12 protein-coding genes are annotated in these 16002 nt (G+C 72.8%); 5 read left to right on the top strand and 7 right to left on the bottom strand.

The features are described from left to right. Positions 1–115: 115 nt before the first annotated feature. Together OG389_RS23195 and OG389_RS23190 are read right to left on the bottom strand one after the other, a co-directional pair. Positions 116–2104 carry a serine/threonine-protein kinase gene (locus tag OG389_RS23195; protein ID WP_328304006.1) on the bottom strand — a complete coding sequence of 663 codons (1989 nt, stop codon included), beginning with the start codon at positions 2102–2104 and terminating at the stop codon, positions 116–118. A gap of 980 nt (positions 2105–3084) precedes the next feature. Beyond that, positions 3085–4740, bottom strand: coding sequence for a glycerol-3-phosphate dehydrogenase/oxidase (locus tag OG389_RS23190; RefSeq protein ID WP_328304004.1), 1656 nt, complete (start codon positions 4738–4740; stop codon positions 3085–3087). 419 nt (positions 4741–5159) lie between these two features. On the opposite strand from OG389_RS23190, the gene OG389_RS23185 reads away from it, so the two are divergent. From OG389_RS23185 to OG389_RS23175, 3 genes are all read left to right on the top strand, one after another. After that, positions 5160–6389, top strand: a complete 1230-nt coding sequence (locus OG389_RS23185; protein ID WP_328300362.1) for a nucleotide sugar dehydrogenase — start codon at positions 5160–5162, stop codon at positions 6387–6389. A gap of 237 nt (positions 6390–6626) precedes the next feature. Next, a complete protein-coding gene (locus OG389_RS23180) occupies positions 6627–6944 on the top strand; it encodes a hypothetical protein (RefSeq protein ID WP_328300361.1) in 318 nt (105 codons plus the stop codon). Between the two features lie 11 nt (positions 6945–6955). Beyond that, positions 6956–8773 carry a M16 family metallopeptidase gene (locus tag OG389_RS23175; RefSeq protein WP_328300360.1) on the top strand — a complete coding sequence of 606 codons (1818 nt, stop codon included), beginning with the start codon at positions 6956–6958 and terminating at the stop codon, positions 8771–8773. Positions 8774–8926: 153 nt separating this feature from the next. On the opposite strand, the gene OG389_RS23170 is transcribed toward OG389_RS23175, so the two are convergent. The 4 genes from OG389_RS23170 to OG389_RS23155 all read right to left on the bottom strand — a co-directional run bounded on the left by OG389_RS23170 (position 8927) and on the right by OG389_RS23155 (position 13485). Next, positions 8927–10051: a GuaB3 family IMP dehydrogenase-related protein gene (locus tag OG389_RS23170; RefSeq protein ID WP_243333436.1), complete on the bottom strand. Its 1125-nt coding sequence runs from the start codon at positions 10049–10051 to the stop codon at positions 8927–8929. 157 nt (positions 10052–10208) lie between these two features. Further along, positions 10209–11714, bottom strand: coding sequence for an IMP dehydrogenase (guaB, locus tag OG389_RS23165; protein ID WP_328300359.1), 1506 nt, complete (start codon positions 11712–11714; stop codon positions 10209–10211). Between the two features lie 168 nt (positions 11715–11882). Continuing rightward, entirely contained in the window at positions 11883–12512 is a 630-nt protein-coding gene (locus OG389_RS23160; protein WP_328300358.1) for a sigma-70 family RNA polymerase sigma factor, read from the bottom strand. Positions 12513–12873: 361 nt separating this feature from the next. Then, a complete protein-coding gene (locus tag OG389_RS23155; protein ID WP_003948568.1) occupies positions 12874–13485 on the bottom strand; it encodes a response regulator transcription factor in 612 nt (203 codons plus the stop codon). A 379-nt stretch (positions 13486–13864) separates the two neighbouring features. On the opposite strand from OG389_RS23155, the gene OG389_RS23150 reads away from it, so the two are divergent. Next, on the top strand, positions 13865–14191 hold the full coding sequence (locus OG389_RS23150; protein WP_112447862.1) for a WhiB family transcriptional regulator: 327 nt from the start codon (positions 13865–13867) through the stop codon (positions 14189–14191). Between the two features lie 145 nt (positions 14192–14336). On the opposite strand, the gene OG389_RS23145 is transcribed toward OG389_RS23150, so the two are convergent. Next, complete coding sequence (locus OG389_RS23145; protein WP_328300356.1) at positions 14337–15236, bottom strand: LysR family transcriptional regulator; 900 nt, start codon at positions 15234–15236, stop codon at positions 14337–14339. Between the two features lie 80 nt (positions 15237–15316). Here OG389_RS23145 and OG389_RS23140 point away from each other — a divergent pair, with 80 nt between their 5' ends. Further along, a complete protein-coding gene (locus OG389_RS23140) occupies positions 15317–15994 on the top strand; it encodes an MOSC domain-containing protein (protein ID WP_328300354.1) in 678 nt (225 codons plus the stop codon). Positions 15995–16002: the final 8 nt, after the last annotated feature.

Genomic DNA, 16002 nt, shown 5'->3' with positions numbered 1-16002 from the left:
GCCTCCCCCGAGAGCTGCGGGCCCAACCCCTTGGGCCCGCTGACACGATACGTCGCCCGGGCCGCCCGCGTCCCGGCCCTGACGAGGCTCGCCCCGAGCGGGTTCGCGACCGGTGTCAGCCCAGCGGCTGGAAGGTGTCGAATGCCGTGGTGCGCATCTGCGTGCACTCCGCCGCGGCCCACTGGTCGGCGAGGCAGGTGATCATGATGGCGTAGCCGTGCTTCGCGTCCATCTTGAAACCGCGGTCGAGCACGTGGACCCGCATGTCCTTCTGGTCCCGCTCGAACTCCCAGTCGGCGACGGTCGGGTACCCCCGGTACTGCACCGGTTCGAGCCTCAGCAGCTTGTAGTTCCTGCTGCTGCCCGCAACGGCCGGGGCCAGCTCCAGCCAGGCCGCGCGCGCGTCGTCCTTCGGCGAGCTGTTGAAGTCGATCTGAATGCGCGGGAAGCCGCCGTCGCGGCTGTATATGACGCCGTCGTTCTTGCCTATGGTGCCGGTCTGCTTGAAGCCCTCGGGCATGGCCATCGCGAAGTGGAAGCCGGGGTCGGTCACCTGGGCGTACCCGGGCGGGAGCCCGCCCCCGGCGCCGCCGGGAGTGGCACCCTGGCCGGAGGTGCTGCCCGTTCCGCTGCCGTCGCCCGTGCCGGAGCCCGGCGTCTGGCCCGTACCCGGTGAAGCGGCGCCGCCGTTGGCCGTGCCGCTGGCGCCCTGCTCGCCGGACTTCGGCGAGGGCGAGGGCGACGGCGAGGAACCGGGCCCGGGGCTCGACGCGGCGGCCGAGTGACCGCCGCCCTTGCCGTCCTGCGGCGAACCGTCCTTGTCGTCGCCGCTGATGGCGTACGCGACGAGCGAGCCGATGACGGCGAGGACGACGACCACGCCGGCTATCGCGAGCGCGATGGTGCGGCGCGGCAGGACGTCGGTGAGCGGAGCCGCGACGGGCGCGGGGCGCGGAGCCGGGGTCTCGGCGGCGGTCGCGGCCGCGGCAACGGCTGTGGCGGCACTGGCGGCGGCCGCCTTGCGGGCCGACTTCAGCGCGGCGCGGGCACGCTCGCGCTGCTCGCGCTCCCGCCGCTCGCGTTCCTTCTTCTCCGTCTTCTCGGCGGCCTTCGCGGCCTTTTCGGCGGCCGCCCTGTCCGCCGCGTCCTGGGCCTCGGCGAGCGATATCTGCCGGGTTTCCTCGGCGCTCGGGGCGGCCACGGGGACCGGCTCCTCGGGCGCTTCGATCACCGCGGTGAGCATCGCCCGCGCGCGGTCGTCGTCGAGCCGGTGGGCCGGGTCCTTGACGAGCAGGCCGTAGATGACCTCGGTGAGCGGACCGGCGTTCTTGGGCGGGTCGACGGGCTCGGTCATCACGGCGGTCAGGGTCGCGAGGGCCGACCCCTTGTCGTACGGGGGCACGCCCTCGACGGTCGCGTACAGCAGTCCGCCCAGCGACCACATGTCCGCGGGCGGGCCAGGGCGGTGGCCGCGGGCGCGCTCGGGCGAGATGTACGAGGGGGCGCCGACGAGCATGCCGGTGGAGGTGACCGAGGGGTCGCCCTCGACCTGGGCGATGCCGAAGTCGGTGAGGACGACGCGGCCGTTGCCGTGGTCGGCGAGGAGCACGTTGGAGGGTTTGACGTCCCGGTGCAGGATGCCCTGCCGGTGGGCGGCGCGCAGTACGTCGAGCACGGCGAGGCCGACTTCGGCGGCGCGCCGGGGGGTGAGCGGGCCGTTCTCCCGGATGAACTCCGCGAGCGAGGGTCCCTCGATGAGCTCCATGACGATCCACGGCCGGCCGTCTTCGTCGACGACGTCGTACACCGTCACGGCCCCGCCGCTCCGGATCCGGGCGATGGCCTTCGCCTCACGGAGGGTGCGGGTGATGAGGCGGCGCTTCTCGTCGTCGTCGACACCGCTGCCGAAGCGGAGCTCCTTGACGGCCACGGTCCGGCCGAGGGTCTCGTCCTCGGCACGCCAGACGGTGCCCATGCCGCCCTTGCCGAGGACGTCGCCGAGCCGGTAGCGGCCCGCGAGCAGCCGGCCCTCGTCCTGCGGGGGCTCCCCCGCCTTGGCCGCGGCCGCCTTGACGGCGGCCGCCACCTCGTCGGCCTTGCTCATGGCGACGGGCTTGGCGTCCTCGGGCTCCGCCGCAGCGGGCTCCGCCCCGGACACGCCGCCCCGGGAGGCCTTCGGAACGACGGTCTCGGCACCCACGGGCGCCGCACCCGCACCGGACTTCGCGTCCGCGGGCTTCACCACGGACACGCCACTCCGAGTGGCCTTCGCGACGACGGGCTCAGCCCCCTCGGACTCCGCGGCAGCAGGCTTCGTCACGGATATCCCGCCCCGGGCACCCTTCGCCACGACGGGCTCGGCAGCCACGGCCTTCGCATCCTCAGGCTCCGGCGCGGCCGCAGCGCCCTTCGCCCCGGCAACAGGCTTCACCCCGTCAGCCGGCCCCACCTTCCCGGCCCCCGCCGCACCAGAAACCTTCGCGTCAGCACCCTCCGCATCGGCGGGCTCCGCCACACCAGCGGCCTTCGCCCCCGCAGACTTCGCCACACCGGCAGGCTTCGCGTCGGCGGGCTCCGCCGCGCCAGCCGCCTTCGCGTCAGCAGACTTCACCGCACCGGCAGGCTCCGCATCCGCAGGCTCCGCCGCATCAGCGGCCTTCGCGCCAGCAGCAGGCTTCGCCCCCACGGGCTTGCCCGGGCCGGCGGACTTCGCCGCCGTGGGCTGCGCCTCCTCCGGCTTCGACCCGGCTGCGGGCTTCGCCCCGTCAGGTCCCGTCCCGGCAGCGGGCTTCGCGCCCGCGGCCGGCTTCGCGCCCGCCGGGCGCGGCCGCCGCTGGGCGGGGGGCTTCGGGTCCGTCGGGGTGACCGCCGGAGGCACCGGCGATCCCGTCCCGACAGACGGCTCCGGCGACTCGGTGTGCTCCGGCTTCGACATGCGTCCCCTCTGCGATCGTGCCGCCTGCTCCGGTTTCCCTGGCAGCGGCCGGGGTGCCCGGTAACCCGCCCCGGCAGAACCCTCATTGTCCCTTACTCCGCAACGGACGGGAGCCCCGGGTCCGCGGTTCCCCCCGCGACGTCGCGGAGTTACAACGGGACGATGTCCGGCGCCCCCAGCCTCGCCGCGTCCGCCGTCTGATCGTCCGGCTGGCGCTGCGATTCCCGCTCCGCCTGAACCCGCTTCTCGTAGTGCTCCACCTCCTTCTCGATCTGCTGCTTGTCCCATCCCAGAACCGGAGCCATCAACTCCGCGCACTCCCGCGCCGATCTCGTCCCCCGGTCGAAGGTCTCGATCGAGATCCGCGTCCGCCTCGTCAGCACGTCGTCCAGATGCCGCGCCCCCTCGTGCGAGGCCGCGTAGACCACTTCGGCCCGGAGGTAGTCATCGGCGCCCATCAGCGGTTCCCCGAGCGAGGGGTCCGCCGCGATCAGTGTCAGCAGTTCCTCCGTCAGCGACCCGTACCGGTTCAGGAGGTGCTCCACCCGCACGACGTGGAGCCCCGTCCGGGCGGCGATCCGCGCCCGCCCGTTCCACAGGGCCCGGTACCCCTCCGCCCCCACCAGCGGCACGTCCTCCGTCACGCACGGCGCGACCCGCTGGTCCAGGGCGTGGACGGCCTCGTCCACCGCATCCTTGGCCATCACCCGGTACGTCGTGTACTTGCCGCCGGCGACCACCACCAGCCCCGGCACCGGGTGCGCCACCGTGTGCTCGCGCGAGAGCTTGCTCGTCGCGTCCGACTCCCCGGCCAGCAGCGGCCGCAGGCCGGCGTAGACCCCCTGGACGTCGTCCCGGGTGAGCGGGACCGCGAGGACCGAGTTCACGTGCTCCAGCAGGTAGTCGATGTCGGCACTCGACGCCGCCGGGTGCGCCTTGTCCAGGTCCCAGTCGGTGTCCGTGGTGCCCACGATCCAGTGCCGGCCCCAGGGAATGACGAACAGCACCGACTTCTCGGTGCGCAGGATCAGCCCGGTCGAGGAATGGATCCGGTCCTTCGGGACGACGAGGTGGATGCCCTTCGACGCCCGTACGTGGAACTGCCCCCGCTCCCCGATCAGCGCCTGGGTGTCGTCCGTCCACACCCCGGTGGCATTGACGATCTGCTTCGCGCGGATCTCGTACTCCCCGCCGCCCTCCACGTCCCGCACCCGCGCGCCGACGACCCGCTCGCCCTCCCGCATGAAGCCGATCACCCTCGCCCGGTTGGCGCACTGCGCCCCGTACGCCGAGGCCGTCCGCACCAGGGTCGCCACGTAACGCGCGTCGTCCATCTGGGCGTCGTAGTACTGCAGGGCGCCCACGAGCGCGTCCTTGCGCAGCGCCGGCGCGATCCGCAGGGCCCGTTTGCGCGACAGGTGGCGGTGCGTCGGCAGCCCGCGCCCGTGGCCGCTGGAGAGCGACATGGCGTCGTACAGCGCGACGCCGGAGCCCGCGTAGAACCGCTCCCACCCCTTGTGCTGGAGCGGGTACAGGAACGGCACCGGCTTCACCAGGTGCGGGGCGAGGCGCCCCAGCAGCAGTCCGCGCTCCTTCAACGCCTCCCGCACGAGGGCGAAGTCCAGCATCTCCAGATATCTGAGCCCGCCGTGGATGAGCTTGCTGGAGCGGCTGGAGGTGCCCGAGGCCCAGTCCCGCGCCTCCACCAGCCCGGTCGCCAGCCCCCTGGTCACGGCGTCGAGGGCGGTGCCGGCGCCGACCACTCCGGCCCCGACCACCAGCACGTCCAGCTCCCGCTCGGCCATCGCGGCGAGCGCCTCCGCGCGCTGCACCGGCCCCAGCGTCGTCGTCCCGCCTCCTCCACCCGTCCGGCCCGCGGCCCCGGCGCCACCCCCCGCGCCCACTCCTGCTCCCGACCCTGCCCCTGTCCCAGTCACCACGGCTGCCTGCCTCCCGTTGCCCCGGGGCGGATCGCCCCGTCCGCCCTGTGCGGTCGTCCCACCCGTCGTGGGTGATCCCGCTCACATCGCCCGTTCATGATTCTGACCGGCCGCACCCACATCAGCCACCGCCTGTGGATAACACGATGGCGGCCATTACCCCTGAATACGACATATCTGTCATATATACGCCTAGTCTGACATTGCGCCAGCTCTCCTCCTCCACAGGACTTGCGCGCTCCGCCCCCTCATGCATGTCAGGGAAGGGAAGGGACGGCACCCCCATGCCCGCAGATCTCGCCGTCATCGGACTCGGCCATCTCGGTCTCCCGCTCGCCCAGGCTGCCGTGGCCGCCGGGATCGAGACGGTCGGCTACGACAGCGGTCCGGCGACGGACTCCACCCTCACCGCCGCCGAGATCCGCCGCATGTCGGCGGCCGGCTTCCGGGTCACCATCAACCCCGCCGAACTCGGCCGGGTCCGCACCGCCGTCATCTGCGCCCCCACCCACCTCGGCGCGGACCGCGCACTCGACCTGTCCGCGGTCGGCGAGGCGGGCCGCACGCTCGCCGCGCGGCTGCGCCCGCACACCACCGTCATCCTCGAATCGGCCGTCCACCCCGGCGTCACCGAGGAGTACCTGCGCCCGATCCTCGAATCGGGCTCCGGGCTGCGCGCCGGCCGGGACTTCCACCTGGCCTACTCCCCCAGCCGCCTCGACCCCGGCAACCGGACGCACGGCATCTCCAACACCCCCAAGGTCATCGGCGGCCTCACCCCCGCCTGCACCGAGTCCGCGCACGCCTTCTACGCCCGCCTCACCGAGAAGGTGGTGCGCGCCCGGGGCCTGCGCGAGGCCGAGACCGTACAGCTCCTGGAAACCAACTACCGGCACATCAACATCGCCCTCATGAACGAGATGGCCGTGCTCTGCCACGACCTCGGCGTGGACCTGTGGGACGTCATCCGGTGCGCCGAGACGAAGCCGTACGGGTTCCAGGCGTTCCGCCCCGGCCCCGGAGTCGGCGGCCACGGCGTCCCCCTCGACCCCAACTACCTCCCCCACACCACCCGCACCCCCGGCCACCCGCTGCGCATGGTCGGTCTGGCGCAGGAGATCAACGACCGGATGCCGCAGTACGTCATCCAGCGCAGCGCCACCCTGCTCAACGAGCACGGCAAGTCCGCGCGTGGTGCCCGCGTCCTCCTCCTGGGCGTCACCTACAAGCCGGACCTCGCCGACCAGGAGGGTTCCCCGGCCCGCGAGATCGCCAGCCGCCTCCTCGACCTCGGGGCGCTGATCAGCTACCACGACCCGTACATCGGCGGATGGCGCGTCAGGGACCAGCCCGTCCCCCGCGCCGAGTCCCTGTACGAGGCGGCCGCCAACGCCGATCTGACGATCCTGCTGCAGCACCACCGCACCTACGACCTGCAGGGCCTGGCGGTCAAGGCCCAGTTGCTGCTGGACACCCGCGGCGCCAGCCCGGCGGGCGCCGCGCACCGGCTGTAGGCCACCCCGGCAGCATCCCGGCCCGGTAACGCCCGGGCGGAGGCGGTCCCGACCCCCGGGACCGCCTCCGCCCGTCCCCGCCCGCCTCGCGCGCCGCCCGGCCCAGGAGCCCCGCCCGGCCCCCGCACCCGCCGCACCCCCCGCACCCGCGCCCGTGCCCCGCCAGGTGAAACCTTGATCGCCCGGCAGACCCAAAACCCCTGTCGGCATGCACGACCTCGCTCATATGATCCGCGCGTGCCAGTTGATCCCCAGCCCGGTCAGCCCGTGTCCGAACCCGCCGACCGCATCCCCGCCCGCACCGCTCCGCGCACCCGCGTCCACCGCTGGGAGCGGGGCTCCGTCGCCGGAACCTTCGTCGTCGGCGAACCGCAGAACGCCGAGCGGTTCCCCGACGAGGCCCTGGCCGAGAACCCCGGAGGCAGGGCCGACGCGGCCCCGCGCGTCCGCGTCCTCGGCGACCGCGCGAGCCGGTTCCCGCGGGGCCACGTGGGCACCGGGGGCCACATGGCCGAGTTCACCCACCACCGCAAGAGCGCCCTGGCACAGGGCTGAGGGGCACCACGATGACCACCGAGACACACCCCGAGCCCGCGTCCGCCACCACCGCCACCACACAGCCCGCCACCACCGACGCCGACGGCGTCGTCACCACCACGGTGAACGGCATCCCCGTGCTCCTCGCCCCCCGCTCCGGCCTCATCAGCGCCGGGCTGCTCTTCCGAGTCGGCCGCGCCGACGAGACCCTGGCCACCAGCGGCATCACCCACCTCGTGGAACACCTCGCCCTGCACCGCCACGGCCCGGGCCCGGCGCACCACGCCCACGGCCCGGGCGCCCCCTCCGCCTCCGCCCCCGTGTCCACCGCCGCGTTCACCCATTTCCAGGTCACCGGCACCCCCACCGAGGTGGTGACCTACCTCAACGGCGTCTGCGCCGCCCTGCGCGACCTCCCCCTGGACCGACTGGAGACCGAGAAGGAGGTCCTGCGCACCGAGGAAGCCGCCCACGGCCCCGGCCGGGCCGACGGTCCGGCCCGCCGCAACACCCTGTGGCGCTACGGATCGCGCTCGTACGGCCTCACCGGCTACGCCGAGACCGGGCTCGCCCAGCTCACCGCGGAGCAGGTCCGCGAGTGGGCGCGCACCCGGTTCACGGCCGGGAACGCCGTCCTGTGGATCACCGCGGGCACCCTCCCCGAAGGCCTCGACCTCGCCCTCCCGGCCGGCGGCCGGCACCCGGCGCCCGCGGCCACCTCCGCCCTGCCCGCACTCCCCGCCCACTTCCCCGGCGACGACGGCTCCGTCGTCCTGACCTCCGTACTGCCGCGCTCCACCGCCGCGAGCCTGTTCGCGGAGGTCCTCGGCAGGGAGCTGCTGCGGGAACTGCGCCACAAGAGCGGGTACGCGTACAGCGCGACGGCCGGGTACGCCCCGCGCGACGCCGACCACGCGACCGTCGTCGCCCATGCCGACGCGCTCCCGCAGCACCAGGACGCGACGGCCGGCGCCTTCGTGGACGTCCTGGCGAAGCTGCGGGACGGCCGGACCGAGCCGTCCGACCTGGAAGCCGTACGGGCTTCCGCGCTCGCCCGGCTCGACGCCCCCGGGCTGGCTTGCGACCGGCTCCCGGGGCGGGCCGCGGACCTGCTGCTGGGCCACCGCCCCCGCACCGTCGCCGAGGAGCGGGCCGGGATCGGGGCGGTCACGGCCGAAGCCCTGCACGAGGTGGCGCGCGCCCTGTGGGCCGGAGCCCTGCTGCAGGTGCCCGGCCGGGGCGTGGACCGGCCGGGACTCGCGGCCGCGCCCACCGGGTCCGGGGAGCTCGTCGCCGGGCGTGCGTACCCGGCCGCGGCGGACCCCGGCACGGTGCTCACGCTGTCCGGGGAGGGGGTCAGCCTGGTCACGCCGAGCAGCCGGATCACCGTCCGCTACGCCGAGTGCTCCCTGGTGCAGGCCTACCCGGACGGGGCCCGCCACCTGGTCGGCCACGACGGGTTCACGCTTACCGTCGAGCCGGAGCGGTTCGGGCTCACGGCGGCCGACCTGGCCCCGCTCGACGCGGCCGTCCCGCCCTCCGCCGTCCTTCGGATGCCGCCCCGCGCCCCGGCCCGGCTCCCGGACCCCGCCCCCGGTACCCCGCTCCGGGCCCCGGCGCCGGCCCCCCGGCCCGATCCGCGGTTCACCGTCCTCCTGTGGATACTCGGCCTGCCCGGCATGCTCATCGGCGGATCGGTGCTCGCCCTCGGGCTCGTCATGGGCGACGAGCACTCGCGGATGGCCCCCGACAACGCGTGGTTCCTGTTCAAGTGGCTGCTCGTCGCGGGCGCGTCCCTGATCCCCTGGGTCATCTGCCTGAACCGCCGGATGAAGGGCAGGAACTGACCGGCCGTCCAGGCCCGCCCGCCGCTGCACCCGGCGCCCTCCCCGGCGGAAGGGCCGGGCAGCGGCATGATCACCGAGACCTGCCCCGGACGCACCGGAGGGCCGGCACCCCGTTCGGGGTGCCGGCCCTCCGGCAGACGTTCGCGAGGACGGTCAGCGGCTGTGCTGCGAGTCCGCGATCGTGACCTCGACCCGCTGGAACTCCTTGAGCTCGCTGTAGCCGGTGGTGGCCATCGAGCGGCGCAGCGCGCCGAAGATGTTCATCGAACCGTCCGGGGAGTGCGACGGACCGGTGAGGATCTCCTCGGTGGTGCCGACCGTACCGAGGTCGACCTTCTTGCCGCGCGGCACGTCCTCGTGGACGGCCTCCATGCCCCAGTGGTTGCCCTTGCCGGGCGCGTCGGTGGCACGGGCCAGCGGGGAGCCCATCATCACGGCGTCGGCGCCGCAGGCGACGGCCTTCGGGATGTCGCCGGACCAGCCCACGCCGCCGTCGGCGATGACGTGCACGTAGCGGCCGCCGGACTCGTCCATGTAGTCGCGGCGGGCCGCGGCCACGTCCGCGACGGCGGTGGCCATCGGGACCTGGATGCCGAGGACGTTGCGCGTGGTGTGCGCGGCGCCGCCGCCGAAGCCGACCAGGACACCGGCGGCGCCGGTGCGCATCAGGTGCAGGGCCGCGGTGTAGGTGGCGCAGCCGCCCACGATGACCGGGACGTCGAGCTCGTAGATGAACTGCTTGAGGTTCAGCGGCTCGGCGGCGCCGGAGACGTGCTCCGCCGACACGGTGGTGCCGCGGATCACGAAGATGTCCACGCCCGCGTCGACGACGGCCTTGGAGAACTCGGCCGTGCGCTGCGGGGAGAGAGCGGCGGCGGTGACGACGCCCGAGTCGCGCACCTCCTTGATCCGCTGACGGATCAGGTCCGCCTGGATCGGGGCGGAGTAGATCTCCTGGAGACGGCGGGTGGCGGACTCCTCGTCCAGCTCCGCGATCTCGTCGAGCAGCGGCTGCGGGTCCTCGTACCGGGTCCACAGGCCTTCGAGGTTCAGCACGCCGAGGCCGCCGAGCTCGCCGATGCGGATGGCGGTCTGCGGGGAGACGACCGAGTCCATGGGGGCGGCCAGGAACGGGAGCTCGAAGCGGTAGGCGTCGATCTGCCAGGCGATCGAGACCTCCTTCGGGTCCCGGGTACGGCGGCTGGGGACGATGGCGATGTCATCGAACGCGTACGCCCGGCGGCCGCGCTTGCCGCGCCCGATCTCGATCTCAGTCACGTGTGGTGGCCTTTCCTCTGGGTCTGCCCGTCCAGTATCCCCGAACCCCGCCGCCCCGCGTTCCGGTGACCGCTGTACGGACGACCGCGGTACCTCATCCGGCCGGGCACGCCGGAGGGGCGGACCCTGCGGGCCCGCCCCTCCGGCACTGCGCCGATCAGCCCTTTCGGCTGTAGTTCGGGGCCTCGACCGTCATCTGGATGTCGTGCGGGTGGCTCTCCTTGAGCCCCGCCGAGGTGATCCGGACGAACCGGCCCCGGTCCTGGAGCTCCGGCACCGTGCGGCCGCCGACGTAGAACATCGACTGACGCAGGCCGCCGACGAGCTGGTGCACGACCGCGGAGAGCGGGCCGCGGTAGGGGACCTGGCCCTCGATGCCCTCGGGGATGAGCTTGTCGTCGCCGCCCACGCCCTCCTGGAAGTAGCGGTCCTTGGAGAAGGACTTGCGGTCGCCGCGGGACTGCATCGCACCGAGCGAGCCCATGCCGCGGTACGACTTGAACTGCTTGCCGTTGATGAAGAGCAGCTCGCCCGGGGACTCCTCGCAACCCGCGAGCAGCGAGCCGAGCATCACCGTGTCGGCGCCCGCGACGAGCGCCTTGGCGATGTCGCCGGAGTACTGCAGGCCGCCGTCGCCGATGACCGGGACGCCGGCCGCCTTGGCGGCGAGCGACGCCTCGTAGATCGCGGTGACCTGGGGGACGCCGATGCCGGCGACGACGCGGGTGGTGCAGATGGAGCCGGGGCCGACGCCGACCTTGATGCCGTCGCAGCCGGCGTCGATGAGCGCCTGGGCGCCGTCGCGGGTGGCGATGTTGCCGCCGATGACGTCGACCGTCGAGTTGGACTTGATCTTGGAGACCATGTCGCCGACGAGGCGGGAGTGGCCGTGGGCGGTGTCGACGACGATGAAGTCGGCGCCCGCCTCGATCAGGGCCTGGGCGCGCTCGTACGCGTCGCCGGCGACGCCGACGGCCGCGCCGACGAGCAGCCGGCCGTCCTTGTCCTTGGCGGCGTTCGGGTACTTCTCGGCCTTGACGAAGTCCTTGACCGTGATGAGGCCCTTGAGGATGCCGGACTCGTCGACGAGCGGCAGCTTCTCGATCTTGTGGCGGCGCAGCAGTTCCATGGCGTCCACACCGGTGATGCCGACCTTGCCCGTGACCAGCGGCATCGGGGTCATGACCTCGCGCACCTGGCGGCTGCGGTCCGACTCGAAGGCCATGTCGCGGTTGGTGACGATGCCGAGCAGCTTGCCCGCCGGGTCGGTGACCGGGACGCCGGAGATGCGGAACTTCGCGCAGAGCTCGTCGGCCTCGCGCAGGGTCGCGTCCGGGTGCACCGTGATCGGGTCGGTGACCATGCCGGACTCGGAGCGCTTGACCAGGTCCACCTGGTTGGCCTGGTCGGCGATGGAGAGGTTGCGGTGCAGGACGCCGACGCCGCCCTGGCGGGCCATCGCGATGGCCATGCGGGCCTCGGTGACCTTGTCCATGGCGGCGGAGAGCAGCGGAACGTTCACGCGGACGTTGCGGGAGATGAGCGAGGACGTGTCGATCGCGTCGGGGGACATGTCCGAGACCCCGGGCAGCAGCAGCACGTCGTCATATGTGAGGCCGAGTGTGGCGAATTTGTCGGGCACTCCGTCGGCGTTCACAGTCATGACACCTTCCCAGATGGTCTTGCTCAGCGCGGATGTCCATGCTAACGGGATCCCGAGGCGTCTCATTCCACGACCAAGATCAAGCCCAAGGTTCATGGTTTCCTACGAGAGCGGAACCCCTCGAACCCGACAAAGCGGGCACCGAGCCCCGGAAGGCCCGGCGGTGGCCTACTGCTCCGCGAGTGCGCGGAGCCTGCTCAGCGCGCGGTGCTGGGCCACGCGCACCGCCCCGGGGGACATTCCGAGCATCTGCCCGGTCTCCTCGGCGGTCAGCCCGACGGCGACGCGCAGGACGAGGAGCTCGCGCTGGTTCTCCGGAAGGTTCGCCAGCAGCTTCTTGGCCCAGGCGGCGTCGCTGCTCAGCAGCGCCCGCTCCTCCGGACCGAGGGAGTCGTCGGGTCGTTCCGGCATCTCGTCGGAGGGCACGGCGGTACTGCCCGGATGCCGCATCGCGGCCCGCTGCAGATCGGCGACCTTGTGCGCGGCGATGGCGAAGACGAAGGCCTCGAAGGGGCGCCCGGTGTCGCGGTAGCGCGGCAGCGCCATCAGGACGGCGACGCAGACCTCCTGCGCCAGGTCCTCCACGAAGTGACGAGCGTCACCCGGAAGCCGCGAGAGCCGGGAGCGGCAGTAGCGGATCGCGAGGGGGTGCACGAAGGCGAGCAGATCGTGCGTGGCCTGCTCGTCGCCCTCCACCGCACGGCGTACGAGCGCGCCGACGGTCCCGTCGCCGCTGCTTCTGGCGGCGCCGGTGGTACCTGTGGCCGCGGGTGACCCCGGACCCTCGTCGTCGCGCATCAATCCATGGTGCCTTGGCGCCGGAGTATTAGCGGCACCGCGGCCCGTGTTGTGCGTCGAAGCGTTATGCGCCGACGGGTTGTGCGGGATGGGTGCACCGGAACTCATGCTCTGGCCCCTCCCCTCCCGCTCGGCCGAATCGTCCCCGGGGCGACATCTCCAGGATGCGCCACACCCTCAAGCATGCGGCATCGCGCCCGAAGCGACACGTCCCCCGGATTGTGCCCCGTCAATCCACCGTTCGCACCAGGGTGCGAAGGATCGGTCCGCGGGGGATTCCGGGGGGCGGCCGGGACCGGGGGGCCGGGCGGACCGGTCCGCCCGCGGCACCGCCGGCCGGTGAGGGCCGGCGGTCGCGCGGTCAGCGGACCAGGCCCCAGCGGAACCCGAGCGCCACGGCGTGCGCCCGGTCGGAAGCGCCGAGCTTCTTGAACAGCCGGCGGGCGTGCGTCTTGACCGTGTCCTCGGAGAGAAAGAGCTCGCGCCCGATCTCCGCGTTGGACCGGCCGTGGCTCATGCCCTCCAGCACCTGGATCTCGCGCGCGGTGAGCGTGGGCGCGGCGCCCATCTCGGCCGAGCGGAGCCGGCGCGGGGCCAGCCTCCAGGTCGGGTCGGCGAGGGCCTGGGTGACCGTGGCCCGCAGTTCGGCGCGCGAGGCGTCCTTGTGCAGATAGCCCCGGGCGCCGGCGGCGACCGCGAGGGCCACGCCGTCCAGGTCCTCGGCGACCGTCAGCATGATGATGCGGGCGCCGGGGTCGGCCGAGAGCAGCCGGCGAACCGTCTCCACACCGCCGAGCCCGGGCATCCGTACATCCATCAGAATCAGGTCGGAGCGGTCGGCACCCCAGCGGCGGAGGACTTCCTCGCCGTTGGCAGCCGTCGTCACACGCTCGACGCCGGGCACGGTGGCAACCGCGCGGCGGAGCGCCTCTCGGGCAAGCGGGGAGTCGTCGCAGACGAGGACGGATGTCATGACCGCCCTCCGCAGCTGCTGATGCGCGTCACCTTGAGCCTCCAGGCTGGTACGTATCGTCACCTGTGCGGTCGATGCCCCCGGACACCTGTCCGAGAACTTCTTGGTTCAACCGCCTTCGCACTCTCAACGATGGTCACTCGAAAGAGTTACGGGTCGGACGGACACCTTCGGCACTCTACGTGAGGAAGCGATCACGACGTGAGTGCCACTCACAGCGCGTCCTCCATCTGGCGTTATGCCCTATTTGGCGGCTTTCCTTCCGTTTGACCTATGTCTGAGGCTAGATTCCCAATGAGTCATATTTACATCTACTACGACAGTAGGTGTGGAGACATGGACCGTATCCGCCTCAGTACCGGCACCAAGAGGACTACCAATGGCAGATTTCTCCCGCCTCCCCGGACCGAACGCGGACCTCTGGGACTGGCAGCTGCTCGCTGCCTGCCGTGGGGTCGACAGCTCCCTCTTCTTCCACCCGGAAGGCGAGCGGGGCGCGGCCAGGAGCGCGCGCGAGGCCTCGGCTAAAGAGGTCTGCATGAGATGCCCGGTGCGTTCTGAATGCGCCGCGCACGCACTCGCCGTCCGCGAGCCCTACGGGGTGTGGGGCGGCCTCACCGAGGACGAACGCGAAGAACTGATGGGCCGCGCACGCCATCGCCTGATCCCCGCGACGACCGCCATCGGTCCGATCGCTCCGCACTGAGCGGTCGGCTCACGGCCGACCGTTCACGAAGATCCGAAGGAACGTTTCCTCGCTTCACAGGCGCACCGCCGCGCCCCCCGCCCCGCCGGGCGGGGGGCCGCGCGCGGCTCCCGTACGCGGGCCCGTACGTGGGCCCGAACGCGGGTCAGCGCCTGGCCGCGCGCTCCAGCTCGGTCAGGGTCGCGGCCACGGCCGGTACCCGGGCCAGGTCGGGCAGGGTCAGCGCCACGACCTCCCGCTCGACGGCCGGTTCCACGACGAGGGTGCTCACGCCCTTGGCCCGTACGGACTCCACCGCGAGCTCCGGCAGCACCGCGACGCCGAGCCCCGCCCCGACCAGGCCGACCACGGCCGGGTAGTCGTCGGTGGCGAAGTCGATGCGCGGCGTGAAGCCGACGCCCTCGCAGACCTCCACCAGGTGGCGGCGGCAGCGCGGACAGCCCGCGATCCAGGGCTCGTCGGCGAGCTCCGCCATGCCCACCCGCTCCGCGCCCGCCAGCCGGTGCCCCTCGGGCACCAGCCCGACGAGCCGGTCGGTCAGCAGTGGCCGGACCACGAGGTCCTCCCACTCGCCCGCCGATCCGGCGGCGCCGCCGTAGCGGAAGGCCAGCGCGAGGTCGCAGTCACCCTCGCGCAGCATCTCCACCGAGCGCGGCGGCTCGGCCTCGACGAGCGAGATCCGCGTCCCGGGATGCTCGGCGCGCATGGCGGCGAGCGCGGTCGGCACCAGCGTGGAACTACCGCTGGGGAACGAGACGAGCCGGACCCGGCCGGCCCGCAGCCCCGCGATGGCCGCCACTTCCTCCTCCGCGGCGGTCAGCCCGGCGAGGATCCCGGCGGCATGCCGGACCAGCGCCTCACCGGCCTGGGTGAGGCGCATCTCGCGCCCGGTGCGGATGAGCAGTGGAGTGCCGGCGGTCTGCTCCAGCGCCTTCATCTGCTGGGAGACGGCCGGCTGCGTGCAGCCGAGCTCGCGGGCGGCGGCGGAGAAGGACCCGGTTCCGGCGACAGCGCGCAGAACTCGGAGATGACGTGCCTCGATCACCCTTCGACTATAAGGCCCACTTTGATCCTGACGCGAATAACCCGGAGCCGCTTTGAGGCCGTTCCGGCTAGCGTGGCGCCATGCATCTGATCTCCGTGAACCGCGGCCGCGCGACGGCCGTCGACTACACCGACTCCGAGGCCGGGCTGACGGGCCACGGCAAGGTCCCGGTCCCCGGCCCCGTACGGGTCTTCGCACCGGGGCCCAAGGGGATCGGGGCCAGCGGGCTCGAGGGTGACGAAGTCTGCGACCTGCGCCATCACGGCGGCGACCACCAGGCCGTGTACGCGTACGCCCGCGAGGACCTGGAGTGGTGGGAGCGCGAGCTGGACCGCGAACTGCCCGGCGGGATCTTCGGCGAGAACTTCACCACCTCCGGCGTCGACGTGAACGGCGCCCTGCTCGGCGAGCGCTGGCGGGTCGGCCCCGAACTGGTGCTGGAAGTGGCCTCGGCCCGCATCCCGTGCCGGACCTTCCAGGGGGCGCTCGACGAGAAGGGCTGGGTCAAGCGGTTCACCCAGGAGGCCCGGCCGGGCGCCTACCTGCGGGTCGTCCAGGAGGGTTCGGTCTCCCCCGGCGACACCATCGAGGTCGTGCACCGCCCGGACCACGAGGTCACGGTCGGGTTCTGGTTCCGCGCCTTCACCACCGAGCGGGAGCTGCTGCCGCGCACGCTGGCGGCCGGTGACGCGCTGGAGCCGAAGGCACGGGACAAGGCGCTGGCCCACGTGGAGAAGTACGGGAAGCGGGGCGACTAGGTTGCGCC

The organism is Streptomyces sp. NBC_00435 (assembly GCF_036014235.1).
In the GTDB taxonomy this organism is placed as follows: domain Bacteria; phylum Actinomycetota; class Actinomycetes; order Streptomycetales; family Streptomycetaceae; genus Streptomyces.
This window is presented reverse-complemented; position numbering and strand designations above follow the sequence as displayed.